The sequence below is a fragment of the Geobacillus sp. TFV-3 genome, from assembly GCF_009901865.1.
Classification (GTDB): Bacteria; Bacillota; Bacilli; order Bacillales; family Anoxybacillaceae; genus Geobacillus; species Geobacillus thermoleovorans_A.
The window spans coordinates 220,164-235,893 of sequence record NZ_MPSP01000001.1; the positions used below are offsets into that span (position 1 = coordinate 220,164).

8 protein-coding genes and 3 pseudogenes are annotated in these 15,730 nt (G+C 43.1%); 8 read left to right on the forward strand and 3 right to left on the reverse strand.

Going from position 1 to position 15,730, the window contains the following annotated elements:
* Window positions 1-191: 191 nt before the first annotated feature.
* Window positions 192-1,394: pseudogene (locus tag BJQ97_RS01175) on the reverse strand (IS1634 family transposase); the annotation flags it as partial.
* A 142-nt stretch (window positions 1,395-1,536) separates the two neighbouring features.
* Here BJQ97_RS01175 and BJQ97_RS01180 point away from each other — a divergent pair.
* From BJQ97_RS01180 to istB, 4 genes are all read left to right on the forward strand, one after another.
* A complete protein-coding gene (locus BJQ97_RS01180; protein WP_160155195.1) occupies window positions 1,537-1,689 on the forward strand; it encodes a helix-turn-helix transcriptional regulator in 153 nt (50 codons plus the stop codon).
* A 39-nt stretch (window positions 1,690-1,728) separates the two neighbouring features.
* On the forward strand, window positions 1,729-3,387 hold the full coding sequence (locus BJQ97_RS01185) for an IS1634 family transposase (RefSeq protein WP_160155196.1): 1,659 nt from the start codon (window positions 1,729-1,731) through the stop codon (window positions 3,385-3,387).
* Window positions 3,388-3,510: 123 nt separating this feature from the next.
* Window positions 3,511-4,935: an IS21 family transposase gene (gene istA / locus BJQ97_RS01190; RefSeq protein ID WP_236567075.1), complete on the forward strand. Its 1,425-nt coding sequence runs from the start codon at window positions 3,511-3,513 to the stop codon at window positions 4,933-4,935.
* Window positions 4,932-5,684, forward strand: coding sequence for an IS21-like element helper ATPase IstB (gene istB, locus BJQ97_RS01195; protein WP_021322668.1), 753 nt, complete (start codon window positions 4,932-4,934; stop codon window positions 5,682-5,684). Before istA ends, istB begins: the two co-directional genes overlap by 4 nt.
* A 65-nt stretch (window positions 5,685-5,749) precedes the next feature.
* Here istB and BJQ97_RS01200 read toward each other — a convergent pair.
* Window positions 5,750-6,214, reverse strand: a pseudogene (locus tag BJQ97_RS01200) (DUF4277 domain-containing protein); the annotation flags it as partial.
* Between the two features lie 102 nt (window positions 6,215-6,316).
* Window positions 6,317-7,288, reverse strand: a pseudogene (gene tnpC / locus BJQ97_RS01205) (IS66 family transposase); the annotation flags it as partial.
* Window positions 7,289-7,573: 285 nt separating this feature from the next.
* Between tnpC and BJQ97_RS01210 the strand changes: the two are divergent.
* From BJQ97_RS01210 to BJQ97_RS01225, 4 genes are all read left to right on the forward strand, one after another.
* Window positions 7,574-7,744: a gallidermin/nisin family lantibiotic gene (locus BJQ97_RS01210; protein WP_011229795.1), complete on the forward strand. Its 171-nt coding sequence runs from the start codon at window positions 7,574-7,576 to the stop codon at window positions 7,742-7,744.
* A gap of 1,180 nt (window positions 7,745-8,924) precedes the next feature.
* Window positions 8,925-12,065, forward strand: coding sequence for a lantibiotic dehydratase (locus tag BJQ97_RS01215; protein WP_160155197.1), 3,141 nt, complete (start codon window positions 8,925-8,927; stop codon window positions 12,063-12,065).
* A 177-nt stretch (window positions 12,066-12,242) separates the two neighbouring features.
* Window positions 12,243-14,072, forward strand: coding sequence for an ABC transporter ATP-binding protein (locus BJQ97_RS01220; RefSeq protein WP_160155198.1), 1,830 nt, complete (start codon window positions 12,243-12,245; stop codon window positions 14,070-14,072).
* Window positions 14,041-15,348 carry a lanthionine synthetase C family protein gene (locus BJQ97_RS01225; protein WP_160155199.1) on the forward strand — a complete coding sequence of 436 codons (1,308 nt, stop codon included), beginning with the start codon at window positions 14,041-14,043 and terminating at the stop codon, window positions 15,346-15,348. The genes BJQ97_RS01220 and BJQ97_RS01225 overlap by 32 nt, the downstream gene beginning before the upstream one ends.
* Window positions 15,349-15,730 lie beyond the last annotated feature (382 nt).

Consider the following 15,730-nt stretch of genomic DNA (forward strand, 5'->3'; position numbering starts at 1 on the left):
TTACCCATCGAATGTACATGTCTATATTATAAACAAAAAAACTTTATATTAAAAGGATTAAATCTCACATTTCGCACCCCAGTAGTGCAGAAACAAAGGATTTTTTATTCATTTTTTTAAAATATTTTTTGAGCCAACACAACAAGCGATGGCAATCCTTTTTTTACCATCGCTCATCGTTCCTTATGAGATTAGACGTAAATGCTTTCGTCCATTCCCAACTCTTGCAGAATCCTTCGCTGCTCGTAGGTGAGCGGTTTCCCTAACGCGCGTTGGATTTGCCCATCCGGCAGCTCCAACAGGACGACTTTCACATACCAGAACAACTGAAAAATCGCCTGCCCGGTCGGACGGGTCAGCTTGCGGCCTCCTGCGCCCTTTAACGGGCACTCCGGCGTAATAAACTGACGCACCCGGCGCTGGAAGACGCGGTAAATGGCCAATGCGAGGAGAAACAAATCACCCAACACCGCCACTCGTTCCGGTTTTTTCACGTAAATCTCGTCCGTAAAGAACGGATCTTTCAGGAAGGAGAAGTTCATTTCCACCGAGATCTGCCCTTTATACAGCTTCAAGATCTCTTTCGCGTCCATTCGTCGGTCCTTCCATTCCTCCGGCACCGTCGTGACGAGAACAAACCGGGACGCTTTCCGTCTCGCCTGTTCCCACGCGTCTTGGTCGAATTCCACGCTCAGGCGAAGCGTGTACAGCGTCTCCATTTCCGGTTCCGTCCCTTTTTTCGGCCGTCCGCGCCGTTTTTTCGGACGCACGATCTCTTCGACGACGGCCTCCACTCGATGGAACCGGGGACGAAGGGATGCCTTGAGGGATGCCAAGGCTTGTTCGGCGTCTTCCCGGCACGAAAACGGGTGGCGCTCCCAACGGGCTTGTTCCTGCGCAAGAAGCTCCGCTTCTTGTGCTCGTTCTTTTTCGAGCGTCTTTCCTTTCCGTTGGTCGAGGGCACTCGATTCGACGACGACCAGCCGAACCGGATGTCCTTCATACGTCGATGTCGTTTCCCATACCCGATACGTGGCGCCGTTTTTCTCCGCCAGCGAAAATGGATCGCTCCACGTCGTGTCCCTGGCATCGGCTTGCGCCAGCACGGTTTTCACGATCCGGAGCGACGAAGGGCCTCTGGTGATCAAAAAGGCGTTCGCCGCTTTCGTTTGCGCCAGCGTGTCCTTCGTCATCGCGGCGGAATCCGCCACATAAATCCATTCGTCCTCGATCTTCGCTTGCTTCAGCTGCTCATGGACACGGGACAGCACCTCGGGATTCCACGTTTTGTCCGGCAGGTTGCCGTCGTGCACATCTCCATAAAAAGGAACGCCATCCTCGTTGCCGATCAGTCCGAAGCCGATCTGCTTTTGCCAATGGTGTTGCCGGTTGTATGTTTAGTGCAAAATAAAAATACAGAGTTCTGCAACGAAACGTGCAGAGCCTAAGGCAAAGAAAAAAGGCTTGCCAGCCCCTAACATTTCCTCTACTGTGGAAGTTGTGAACACATAAACCAAACAGTGGAGGAGCGAAAGGATGCTGGCAATGCCCGAAATGAATCGTATCAGAAAACTGCGTGAAAAGAAAGGGTTATCGATTGCGGAAATTTCCCGCGAAACGGGATATAACTCACATTTCGCACCCTCCCGACGAAAATCGGGAGGATTTTTTCATCCCGATGTCGAATAGGTCCTTGGTACACAAGGAATGCAAAGGAGTTTCCACACCATGGACGTTCGAATTCGTGCTATTTATGAAAGTTCCTATTTGAATATAATAAGCGCCATCTTCAAGGATCTTGGCCTCCCCCAGCTGATTGACCGGCTGGTTCCGGTGGATCCCCAATGCCAAACCCGAGCCAGCGATGTGGTCTGGCTGCTCATCCTGGATATCTTGAGCGGCCGTCAAGCGCTGGTTCATTTGGAACGATGGGCGCATGAAATCGATTTGCCCAAGCTGATCCGGCCGGGGCTCCAGCCTTCTTGGTTCAATGACGATGCCATCGCCCGCCATCTGGATCGCCTGTATGATGCCAACATCCATCAAGTCATTTCGGCTTGCCTTGTGCAGATCTACAAGGAGGAAGGCATCCCCCTTCGGGTGTTCCATGCCGATACGACCGATGTATCGGTTTACGGCACGTATGAATCGGCCTCGCCGGATACCCTGCATATTGCCCATGGCTACAACCGGCAACACCATTGGCAAAAGCAGATCGGCTTCGGACTGATCGGCAACGAGGATGGCGTTCCTTTTTATGGAGATGTGCACGACGGCAACCTGCCGGACAAAACGTGGAATCCCGAGGTGCTGTCCCGTGTCCATGAGCAGCTGAAGCAAGCGAAGATCGAGGACGAATGGATTTATGTGGCGGATTCCGCCGCGATGACGAAGGACACGCTGGCGCAAACGAAAGCGGCGAACGCCTTTTTGATCACCAGAGGCCCTTCGTCGCTCCGGATCGTGAAAACCGTGCTGGCGCAAGCCGATGCCAGGGACACGACGTGGAGCGATCCATTTTCGCTGGCGGAGAAAAACGGCGCCACGTATCGGGTATGGGAAACGACATCGACGTATGAAGGACATCCGGTTCGGCTGGTCGTCGTCGAATCGAGTGCCCTCGACCAACGGAAAGGAAAGACGCTCGAAAAAGAACGAGCACAAGAAGCGGAGCTTCTTGCGCAGGAACAAGCCCGTTGGGAGCGCCACCCGTTTTCGTGCCGGGAAGACGCCGAACAAGCCTTGGCATCCCTCAAGGCATCCCTTCGTCCCCGGTTCCATCGAGTGGAGGCCGTCGTCGAAGAGATCGTGCGCCCGAAAAAACGGCGCGGACGGCCGAAAAAAGGGGCGGAACCGGAAATGGAGACGCTGTACACCCTTCGCCTGAGCGTGGAATTCGACCAAGACGCGTGGGAACAGGCGAGACGGAAAGCGTCCCGGTTTGTTCTCGTCACGACGGTGCCGGAGGAATGGAAGGACCGACGAATGGACGCGAAAGAGATCTTGAAGCTGTATAAAGGGCAGATCTCGGTGGAAATGAACTTCTCCTTCCTGAAAGATCCGTTCTTTACGGACGAGATTTACGTGAAAAAACCGGAACGAGTGGCGGTGTTGGGCTATTTGTTTCTCCTCGCATTGGCCATTTACCGCGTCTTCCAGCGCCGGGTGCGTCAGTTTATTACGCCGGAGTGCCCGTTAAAGGGCGCAGGAGGCCGCAAGCTGACCCGTCCGACCGGGCAGGCGATTTTTCAGTTGTTCTGGTATGTGAAAGTCGTCCTGTTGGAGCTGCCGGATGGGCAAATCCAACGCGCGTTAGGGAAACCGCTCACCTACGAGCAGCGAAGGATTCTGCAAGAGTTGGGAATGGACGAAAGCATTTACGTCTAATCTCATAAGGAACGATGAGCGATGGTAAAAAAAGGATTGCCATCGCTTGTTGTGTTGGCTCAAAAAATATTTTAAAAAAATGAATAAAAAATCCTTTGTTTCTGCACTACTGGGGTGCGAAATGTGAGATATAACTGGAGAACGGTCAAGAAATACGCGGATGGCGGCATTTCTGTCCAACCAACCATCAAACGCAAAAAGGGGATGATGGAGGAAGAAGGATACGGGCAAATCATTGATGACTGGTTGGAGGAGGATGCCAAGCTGCCGAGAAAACAACGGCGAACGAACAAGACGATGTTTGAAGCGCTTTGTCGTGACCATGGATTTCAAGGCTCGTATCGCACCGTTTGCGCGTACGTGCAAAAACGAAGACCGCAGCTCAAACTCGAGAAAGAACAGCGCTATGAACGACTTGAGCACCCGCCAGGCGAGGCGCAGGTGGATTTCGGGAAGATGACGGTGGTGACGAAGGAGGGGAAGGAAGAAGAACGATCGGTTTTGATCGTAAGCTTCCCGTATAGCAACGCTGCGTTTGCTTATCCGCTGCCGGCGGAAAACAGTGAATGCTTCCTCCATGGGTTGACGCAGCTGTTTCGTCAGGCTGGGGGAGTGCCAAAGGCATTGCGCATTGACAATTTGTCCGCGGCCATCGTGTCGATTCGAAAAGGGGGAGAACGCCAATTCACCGAGGCTTTTGAGAAATTTCAACTCTACTATCGGTTTGATGTACAAGTGTGCAATCCATACAGCGGACATGAGAAAGGAAATGCGGAGCGAAAAGTCTATTACACTCGCAACCTTTGTTTCGTCCCGGCTCCGTTGATCGAGTCGGATCCGGAGCTGGTGGAGTGGTTGCATCGCAAGATGGTCGAGGACCGAAACCGCCCTCATTATGAAAAGGGGCGGTTGATAGAGGAGCTATGGCAGGAAGAGCGGCCGGAGCTGTTGGCGTTGCCGGAACAAGATCTTCCGATCTTCTCCCTCGATCACGCTTACGTGAATAAGTACGGAGAAGTGATGGTGGATGGGAAGGCGTTCGTCGTCCATGGCCTGTCCGTCCCCAACCGGGTATTGGTGAAAAAAGAGTGGGATCGTTTCTTTGTGCTCTCTCCTGACGGAGGCATACATCTTGAGATGCCAAGGCCGTATACGAACGTGAAACGCGAGATCCCTTGGAAAGAGATTTTCGCTGAGTGGGAGACCAAACCCCGGGTTGTCGGGCATTCCCGATACCGGGCGTACTTGCCGGAAGCGATCCGAACGTATCTGGCTGGCACCCCGCCCCAGGTGGCGGCCCGTTTGAAAGGGCTGCGAGCGCTGTTGGATCGTTGCACGCTTTATGAAATCGCCCAGTGGCTCGAGGAGAGTCAGCGATGGGACTTGGCTCCTCATGAAATCGGGGTGTTGATGGAAGCCGAGCAATCCCATTACCCGGCCAAGTGGGAAGAATCGTACACCCCTTCCGTCCTGATCGACTATGAAACGGATTTAACGGTGTATGATCAACGTCTTCACCCCGTTCGGGAAGGGGGTGTCCAGGGATGAGAGCAGAGGTGAAAGAGATTTGTAAAGCGCTGCATTTGGCCTATATCGCGGATCGATTCGAGGAGGTGATGTTCGAAACGAAAGAGCAGTTTTTGCGGGATGTATTGGCGCTGGAGCTGTCGTGCCGCCAGCAGGCGAAACAGGCCCGGCTGATCAAGAAAGCCAAGTTTCGGGAGTTGAAATGGCTGAAGGATTACGAATGGTCGGATCACATCCACTGGCCGACCACGACATCGAAGAAGGAATTGTGTGACCTTCGCTTTTTGGAGCGAAAGCAAAACGTTCTGCTTTTAGGCTCGCCCGGGACAGGAAAAACCCATCTCGCCACAGCGCTCGGCATCCAGGCGTGCCAACAAGGCCATGAGGTTCGGTTTTTCCGCGTCGCGGATCTCGTCGCCCAGCTGGAAGAGGCATTGAAAAATGGCACGCTCGGGCGGCTGAAACGAAGCATCGATGCGTGCGAACTGTTGATATTGGATGAACTCGGCTATGTGCCGTTTCAAAAGCAAGGATCGGAGCTGTTGTTTCATATTATCGCCGACTGTTATGAGCGAAAAAGCGTCATCGTGACGTCGAATCTGGAATTTGGACAGTGGAATCGGGTGTTTGGGGACAACCGCTTGACAGCTGCGCTGGTGGATCGCTTGGTTCACCATGCCCACATCCTGGCCTTTACGGGAGAGAGCTATCGACTGCGGAACGCTCTCTCCGCGATCCAGCCGTCCTCTTCCCCCGGTCTGGAACCTTAAGTCTTGAGCTGGCAAGCCTATGTATTTTTTCTTGCACTTCTCTGCATTTTTTGCTTGCAAAAAACACGGTTGTAGCCATGGGCAATATGCAGGGTATCCGGCGAGGCCGATTCATACGTGCCGTAAACCGATACATCGGTCGTATCGGCATGGAACACCCGAAGGGGGATGCCTTCCTCCTTGTAGATCTGCACAAGGCAAGCCGAAATGACTTGATGGATGTTGGCATCATACAGGCGATCCAGATGGCGGGCGATGGCATCGTTATTGAACCAAGAAGGCTGGAGCCCCGGCCGGATCAGCTTGGGCAAATCGATTTCATGCGCCCATCGTTCCAAATGAACCAGCGCTTGACGGCCGCTCAAGATATCCAGGATGAGCAGCCAGACCACATCGCTGGCTCGGGTTTGGCATTGGGGATCCACCGGAACCAGCCGGTCAATCAGCTGGGGGAGGCCAAGATCCTTGAAGATGGCGCTTATTATATTCAAATAGGAATTTTCATAAATAGCACGAATTCGAACGTCCATGGTGTGGAAACTCCTTTGCATTCCTTGTGTACCAAGGACCTATTCGACATCGGGATGAAAAAATCCTCCCGATTTTCGTCGGGAGGGTGCGAAATGTGAGGTATATGCCCGAAGCTCCCGGAGATGATGGGCGTGGCAAAGGGCATGGCTCGCCTCTGTGTACATCGGGTGCACCGAATACGCATCGTGCACCATCGTTCCTTTGTACCGTGGCAAGATCCCGATGTCATCCGTCGATTGCTTTCCACGGGAACGATGAAGCCCGTATCGGGTGACCTTGGCAGTGGAAGCCACATGCACCCATTGGTTCTTTCCGTTCACACGCAGACTCGTTTCATCGACGTGCAACGTCTTGGAAGCCAGCAGCGCCGCTTCCATCTCTTCAAGCGCTGCTTCGAACACAGGGAGCCATCGTCTCGTCATGTTCACGACTGTGCCTGCACTCATCGAATGATCGACTAGCGCTTTGACCATCTCCGTGACACGCTCGCACGGGATCAACTGCGCATGATTCCAGTATAAAACAAGGGAAGTGACGGCTGGTCCGTACTGGACATGATTCGTGACATAAAAAGGGAACTCCGCCTGCTGGACAAGTCGGCATTCCGGACAACGCTTGATTTCCCGCTCATGTTGAGTCACTTCCATTCGAACCACAGGGAGGTCGAACACTTGGCGAATGTCTACTTGAAGCGGAGCAACATGTTTGAAAGAGTGACCACACCCTTTGCATTGGGTCACGCGGTGAAGGACTCGGTGGTCAGGATTGGGGACTTGACGGAGCGTCGTTCCTCGGTGCCCCGGCTGCCCTCCCGGCTGTTTCTGCGACGGTTGGCGAGAAGGAGATTTCGCCGCAAACCGGTCAGAAGACGGCGGCAAATGGCTATTGGTGCTGTTTTTTTTCGTACGGGCTTCTAATTCTGCGATACGTGTTTTTAGTTGTTGGTTTTCTTGACGCAGCTGCTCGTTTTCTCGGATGAGTGTTTCAATCGTTTGGGCTTGGTGTTCGATTTTGGCCACCATGCTTTCGAGTGTGAAGACCGCTTGTTGGAAATCAAAAACAACGTTTGCCATTGTGTTCACCTCCCTTGTCTGGGATGGTACTAGTATAGACAAGGGGAGCAGAAATAAACCCGATCTCGTAAACTTTTTCTATGTAATGGCTGAACAGTTACAAAAATATATATCAATACATTAGAAAAATCTTATAATTTTGATCTATGCTAAATGTGGGAAAAGAAGTTTTTAAGTTTTGGCATTAACTACTTGGTGAAAAAGGATGGAATCAATAATGTCTTTCTACATCTTTCATCAAGTAGTTAATGATAAATATCAACAATGGAAAGGAGGGAATGAAGAATGGCGAAGTTGGATGATTTCGATTTGGACATTGTTGTCAAAAAACAGGACAACATTGTACAACCTAATATTACAAGTAAATCTCTTTGTACTCCGGGTTGTATTACAGGCATCTTAATGTGCTTAACGCAAAATTCTTGTGTATCTTGCAACTCTTGCATTCGTTGCTAATGACTTATATTTATCAACATCCATATTTAGACCATGGCAGCGTTAAAAAATTCTAAGAAAATTGATCACAAGCCAACTTTCGAAGGAAAATAAAGGGGATTTAGCGCTTGGATTCACCCTTGACGACACTCGTCAAGGGTGAAAAGGAGTCAGTATAAGGGCAAGGGCAGAAAGAAGCCCTTGTCCATTATTCGCTTCGCCGAATTTGGTAGGTCTTTAGCTCAACGGGCTCGGGAGGACAAAAAGCTAGGCCGCTTCTTGTTGGAGAAACTCTTGCGCCAAAGGGACGAGCTTTGTCCGCCGGATCATCATATGGGGAAGATCGGCGAGTTTTAGGATGACGCCGAAACCCAGCCCTTGAGCGCGCCGTGCCGGCGTAGGAAGTTGAAATACACCACAAACTGTTGAAACTCAACGAAAAAACCGTGAGTGTGGAGGATAAACTTTTCACAATACCCCAGTTGCATTCGGAGTCATTTCTATGAATAAATTACGTGAAGGGGTAGCTAAAAATACAATCAATAATCCTTTGAATAATAAATATTTCAACAGTTTTAAATATTATGTTGATACATTTTGTGAGTAATGAAGATCGAGTAGTAGTCAAAGTAGGGAGCAGGATTATTTGTATGTTGGTACGTCTACTTGAGCTAAGGTGATGTGTTCGGAAAATTCTCTATGCATACTTACCCTAGAAGATCGGTGAAAAAGTCACTGTTCTTCTTGAATCGGTGGCTCTTCGTGGAAACGAAGGTCTGAATTTTCCATATTTCTCAATTTAAAAAATATCGCTGGAAAGCGGCATTTTCAGTTAAATCACCGGCTCTCTAGAATATCAAGTAAAGCTTGTGCTTAAGACCCGCCTATATAAATAACAAAAATTGCAATAATATCATTAAGTGTAATCACTACTAGCAACCTAATAAGTGCTGAGGCGAGCGCAACATCATCAACTAAAGAATACAAATCCAGTCAATGTCAAAAAATCGAGAAACATTTTATCCGGCTGTAGGACAGTTAACATCGGAAGAAGTCACTCAAATCATGAATACAGATCCCTCCATGCCTACTTTGCAACATGGTTCAGGACAAATTCAGTCCTGCGATTTGATGGAAAATATTACCAAAAAGTTGCGCAACTTACAGAAGATTGAGAATCAATGAGTTGGAGGCTTTATTTATGAAAGATCTTATCTTTAAAAACATTGATACGTTTATGATTCGAACGCCAGTTCTATCATTGAACAATTATTTAAGATTTTTTGATCAAAAACTTACTGAGAAAGAAATGAAAGAACATCTGTTGGAAATTTGCAATAATCCTGTATTCAGGGAGAGTATCTTGATAGCAAGTAAAAGTTTATATAATAAAATGATTGATTTTTGCAACGGCAAGGAAATAAAAAAATATGATTATTTTCTTAAAGCTATTCATAAGTATTTGATAAGAATTAGCACGAGACCAACGCCATTCGGTCTTTTTGCAGGAGTAGACTTTGGCGAATATACAGATGAAAATACATCAATAAGATATGGAGCGAATAAGTATAAGAAATTTGCCAGACCGGATTTAGAATGGCTAATAAAGATTGTGAAGAAATTAGAACAAGAACAATATGATAAATTATGTTTCAAGATTAACGACAGTATATTTTTTAAAGGGGAACGGGCATATTTATTACATTCGACGTTAAAAGATAGCGACAAGAAAGTCAATGAAATCAGTGCCAGAGTAACCCCTCCTTTTAAAATCACGTATGAATTGGCCTGTAATTTGATCTCTTACCAAAAATTAAAAAAAGAATTGATGAAAAAATTCCAAAATACGAGTGAAGGAAAAATTGTACATTTTTTAAAACAATTAATAGAAAACGAGTTTTTAATTTCTAATCTCCGTCCACCATTAACTGTGATGGATCAGCTTGATTATCTGATAAAGGAATTGAAAAAAAGCAATATAGAAGAATGGGTCAACGAGTTAGTCGATATTCAAGAGGATATTCGCAGATATACCATGACACCTTTAGGTGAAGGTGAAAAGATATATAAAGATTTATGCGGAAAAATGACGAATTTAGCAAAGACAAAATATGTATTGCAAGTTGATACAAAATTGAATTTACAAGAAAAGAAACTGAACAAACAAGTTATAAAAGATTTAAATCAATTAATGCGCATACTTTTGCCTTTTTCGATGACCTATCAACAAACAGATTCTCCGTTTTCAAGATATAAGCAAGAATTTATCGAAAAATATGGTGTGGACAGAGAAGTGCCTTTACTGGAAATGCTTGATGATGATTTCGGTATAGGAGCTCCTATGGATTATGAAAATCCCAAAAACGCAAGACTCAATGTCGGCGTGATCAATCAATTGACCGATGAGCAATTAAGAGAATATTTTCTTAATAAATATGTAGAGGCGGTGAAAGACAAGAAAAGTATAACGATAACGGAAGACGAGATAAAAGAATTGGGGCTGGATGATTATGATTACAACAGCATCCCGGATTCATTAGACATTAACGTAATCATAAAATGTGATTCCAAGCAAGATTTTGAGAACAATAATTTCAAATATTATCTTGGTCCTAATTTAGGATCTACCCATGCAGGGAAAAGTTTTGGAAGATTTTCTTATATGATGGAAGGTGAAGAGAAGCTTTTCAAAACATTAAATGAAGAAATTTTGAACCTGAATAATGATTCTGGTGAGTATGTAACTTGTGAAATCGTTTATTTGCCAAATGAAACGAGAAATGCAAATGTAACAAGAAATATTCACAACAGCGAATACGAACTTGCTTTATTTACTAACAGTAGCAGAGATGAATATCATCGGTTAAGTTTAAATGATATTCTGATCGGCATAGAAAATGATATTTTTTATGCAAAAAGTAAAACGCTAAATAAAAAATTGATCATTACTATGAATAATATGTTGAATATACGAACTGCACCTAATGCGATTCGTTTTTTGTATGATGTAAGTTTGGACGGCAAAAAAATTTGGTATAATTTACCTTGGGATGCAATATTTTATGACTATTCTTACATCCCCAAAATTGAATACAAAAATTTCATAATATCGCCACAAAAATGGGTGATCAATAAGATTATCAAAACAAACCACAAAATTGATTTTTATGAATTTAAAAAACATTTTAAAAAGTTTTGTTCTGATTATCATGTTCCGAAATATGTTTATTTAACTTTTGCGGATAATCGGATTCTGTTGAATACTGAGGACGAAAATTGTTTAAGAATTCTTCATCACGAATTTAACAACAGATACGGAAATATTATTCTAAGTTCTTATGAAGATGCTGATTTTAATTTGGTTAAAGATAGCTCCGAAGAAGAATATATTTGTGAATTGGTTATTCCGTTAGTTAAAGTGAAACAAGAAAATACTAAATGGTACACCAAACCGAAAAAATCAAATCATATCCCAAGTTTATCGGATATAAGAATAAAATTGCCTTTTGAGGATTGGCTTTATTTAAAATTGTACGGAGTCAATTCCAGCGCGGATGATTTAATTGCCTTTTATATTTCAGAATATTGTCGTGAGAAGTTGGCTAAAGGAGAAATTGAAAAATACTTCTTTATGCGGTATGCCGACCCAGAACAACATATAAGATTAAGACTCAATGCCAGTGAAGAAAAACTTTTACAGATTTATCCGGATATTAAACAATGGTTGCGAACTTTAATTGAAAAAAGGGTGCTGAATCGTTTTTCCATCGACTCCTATGAAAGAGAAATTGAGCGCTATGGTGGAACAGAATTGATAAATTTTGCAGAAACCTTATTTTGCTTTGATAGCATAGTAGTAGAAGACATATTAAAGCTAAAACGTTTAAAAAGCATTAATTTTAGCGACGAAGTGATCGGGATGGTTTCCATCATTCATTATATGGAGCAGTTCGGCCTAAATTATGAAAGCCAATTGAATTTCTTGCAACAGCAAGTGAACAAACAAGACTATCGGGAAGACTTTAAAAGGAATCGATCTTTTTACATGAAGGTTTGTAATACGGACAATGATTGGAAAGGATTAAGAGAAACGGATGAGGGGATGTTATTATTAAACGTTTTGAACCAAAGAAACAGAAGCATAAAAGAGTATGCAAGCAAAATCGGGGAGGGTCTAGAAGCTTCTTCCGAATTATCCATTTTAGACAGTGTGATTCATTTACACTGTAACAGGTTATTCGGTATCGACCGAGAATTTGAAAAGAAAATCCGTACATTGGTTGCTCATACGTTATATGCATTGAAATATATTAAAATTCATGAAGCAGTTTTGAAAAAATAGAGATTCTATCTATTTGTCCAAGCATTTGGAGTTTGCATAAATGGGTGCACGACTTGAAGCTTTTTTAAACAAAAGTCACCGTTAAAAGTTCGGCAAGTCCTCTCCTGTTTGCTCAGGCTAAAAAGCCTTTATGACTGGAATAAGGTTTAATTTTAGCACGTGAGGATTGAAAATACTATGAATATAAAAGAGTATGATGATCACGTTACCATAAAAGATATTGTGAAATCAATAAAGATGGTTCCCAAGACGCTTGTTCTCATAAAGAACGTCGACAAAAAAAGTTTTTTTATCATTATTCTTTTAAGTTTATTAATGGGGATCGCGCCTATTATTACATTATTTGGTTCGCAAAACTTGCTTAATGCAATCGGGTTCCAAAATATTCGTATTATCATATCCTCATTAATTTTTTATATTTTTTCCAATTTATTCAGCGAAGTCATCAGCAGTTTTACAGAATATTACCAAAATAAATTTCAAACTTTAATCAATTACAAACTTAATTTAAAAGTCATGGACAAGTGCACAAAATTGTCCTTAAGACATTTTGAGGATGCCGAAGTTTATGATATGTTGCAAAGAGTTCAGAATGAAACACCGTATAAACCATTTGAAGTGTTTTTGTCCATATTAGGTGCAATATCGGCGATTGTAACACTTTTCTCGTCTGTAATGATCCTGATCAATTGGAAACCCTGGGTGTTGATTATATTAATCTTCATACCAGTCATTTTTTCTTTTTATTTTTTCAAAATCGGTCAAAGAGAGTTTAATGTTAGTTGGCTTCGTGCGCCGGAAAAAAGAAAATCATGGTATTTGTCTTACTTAATGACAAGAGACAACACTTTCAAAGAAGTAAAATTATATAACTTGGCCGGATATATCTTAAAACAATTTAAAGAAATCAACAAAAAATTTGTCATACAAGATATTAATCTTTTTAAAAGAAGAACGGTTTTTACATTTATTTTTGAGCTCGTTGAACAAATATGCATAAATATCGTACTTGTCATCATCATCATTTCGGCGTTGGCAGGCGAAATCCTTGTCGGTCACGTCGTCGGGCTTATTCAGGCCTTGAACTTAATTTCCAATAATTCCAGAAAAATATTAAATACGATCCATTCTCTGTATAAAAACAATCTATACATCAATCAACTGTTTGAATTTTTGAATTTGGATGAGGAAGTATTGAATAAAGAAGGCCGATTGGCATTAGGAATAGACAAAATCGAAAATATTAAGATAAGAAATTTAACCTTCAGTTATCCGACGAATCCGAAAGTTGTATTAAAAAATATTAACCTCGACATCAATAAAGGTGAAAGAATAGCAATCGTCGGCGCGAATGGATCGGGAAAAAGCACTCTTATAAAACTTTTATTGAAATTGTATGATCATGATGAAGATAGCATTTTTTACAATGGTGTGTCCATAAATGATTTGGATACTGCACAATTGAGGAAAAGCATTGCGGTTTTGTTCCAAGATTTTGTCAAGTATGAATTAAAATTAAGGGAAAATGTGGGGTTCGGCGATATTACGCGCATTGATCATGACAAGGAATTAAAACAAGCCATGGAGAGGGCGCAGGTAAACTTTATCGAGGATTTGGATACTCAGCTTGGTTTATGGTTTGTTGACGGCGTGCAACTTTCGGGAGGGCAGTGGCAAAAAGTAGCTATTGCTAGGGCGTTCTTTCGGGATGCATCCGTATATATATTGGATGAACCTAGCTCGGCACTGGATCCCATTTCGGAAAAAGAAGTCATTAATATGTTTATCAATATGACAAAAGATAAAATCGGTATATTTATCTCACATCGTCTATCAACGGCTAAGCTTGCCGATAAAATCGTAGTGATGAATGACGGTGAAATTATCGGCATAGGTACGCATCAGGAACTTTTGGCTACGAATGATTTATACAGAAGAATGTATGAATTGGAAACTTTGCACAACGAGGTGGAATATGAGCGTCTCAGTGAAAGAGCTGGTTTGTAATGTTGCTAAAAAATTATCGGATTATGAGAATATGAAGCGGATCATTAATCACCCAAGTAATTATATTAAAATTGGAAACAGAAGCATAAATCCGTTTAATGAATTAAGTTTAAGCCATGGTTTGCCGGCTTTATGTGCGCTGTACGGTGAATTGAGCGAACAATATCCAGATGAAGGTTGGGATGTATTAGGGCATCAATATATGAAAAAGATCGGCAAACAAATTAATCAGCACGGTTTCTCTTCTTTATCCATGTTTACCGGATTAGCCGGGGTTGGTCTTGCAGCAGTATGTTTATCTAAAGGAGGGAAAAGATATCAAAACTTTATCTCAAATATTAACCATGTCATCGAAGAAAGAATAGAAGAAATCATCGATTATTTGAAACAGAAACCGTATCCGAATATGGATGATTATGATGCCATTTCGGGTGTTGCGGGTGTAGCTAGTTACTGCCTATTATTTCCGCAAGAGATGAAAAAAAGCATAACATTAATCTTAAAATACATTGTAGACTTGTCTCAAGACAAACAGATTGAAGATATAAAAGCCCCGGGATGGTATATTCCTCCTGAGAATTCTTTTTCAGAAATGGAAAAAAGAAACTGGCCATCTGGTTTCTTTAACATCGGGCTGTCTCACGGCATACCTGCTTTATTAATTGTCTTGTGCAATGCCAAAAAACTGAATATTTATGTAGACGGGCAAGATGAATGCATTCAAAAATTAGCCGATTTTCTTATTAAGTTTCAGATTAAAGATGAAAATGGAGCTTATTGGGGCACCCATGTTTCTTTAGAAGAATACAAAAACGGATCCGTCCTGAACAAAAATACAAGAGATGCATGGTGTTACGGAACTCCTGGTGTCGCTTATTCGTTGCTTATAACAGGTAAAACGCTAAAAAATCAATCATATATTGACTGCGCCGTCAGTGGAATGAAACTGGCAAGTAAACGGCTTTATGACATTTTTTCTCCTTCCTTTTGTCATGGTTTATCAGGAGTTGCGTATATCTGCCATAGATTTTATGAAGAAACGAATATAAGTTATTTTAGGGAAATAGCCTGCAAACTGGTCAATGATATAATGGAATTTTACAATGATGAATTCCCTTTTGGTTTTAAAAATATTGAGGGGAAAAAAGAGGACAAGGAGTATTATGATTGTGTTGGATTAATAGACGGAACAGCAGGAATTTTATTGACGCTATTAGCTATACAAAACTCTAAAAAAACGCCGTGGGACTGTGCATTTTTATTATTTAAAGTTTAAAATATATATAAGTTGCAATAAAGAATTTCCGATTTTTCGTTTCTGGTTTGACCCCCATACAATTCGACTATGCTATAAAATTGCGAGTGATCGGCTGGATGTAAAACAAAATTTCAATTTTATATAGATGCAATTTGAAACTTTAATTTGCAGCTTTTACCGAGCATTTGATCGACTGTCGAGCGACCGAACAACGCCGCTTCCAGACCTATGTATGGGTCTGTGAAGCAGGTGGTTGTTCGGTCTTCCGTCACGCCTTGGTGTGACGGGGGCAAGCCTGTGGCTTGCCTTCGTCAGTCGAAAAATGGAGAAGCGACTTTTCCGTCAAGGATATGTTAAACGCTTTCATTGCATCTATGAAGATGTTAAAATGCTGTTAACT

Bases quoted from the DNA above. Each gene is read 5' to 3' on its own strand.
- BJQ97_RS01180 (WP_160155195.1), top strand. From the start codon at position 1,537: ATGCTGGCAATGCCCGAAATGAATCGTATCAGAAAACTGCGTGAAAAG.
- BJQ97_RS01185 (WP_160155196.1), top strand. From the start codon at position 1,729: ATGGACGTTCGAATTCGTGCTATTTATGAAAGTTCCTATTTGAATATA.
- istB (WP_021322668.1), top strand. From the start codon at position 4,932: ATGAGAGCAGAGGTGAAAGAGATTTGTAAAGCGCTGCATTTGGCCTAT.
- BJQ97_RS01210 (WP_011229795.1), top strand. From the start codon at position 7,574: ATGGCGAAGTTGGATGATTTCGATTTGGACATTGTTGTCAAAAAACAG.
- BJQ97_RS01215 (WP_160155197.1), top strand. From the start codon at position 8,925: ATGAAAGATCTTATCTTTAAAAACATTGATACGTTTATGATTCGAACG.
- BJQ97_RS01220 (WP_160155198.1), top strand. From the start codon at position 12,243: ATGAATATAAAAGAGTATGATGATCACGTTACCATAAAAGATATTGTG.
- BJQ97_RS01225 (WP_160155199.1), top strand. From the start codon at position 14,041: ATGAGCGTCTCAGTGAAAGAGCTGGTTTGTAATGTTGCTAAAAAATTA.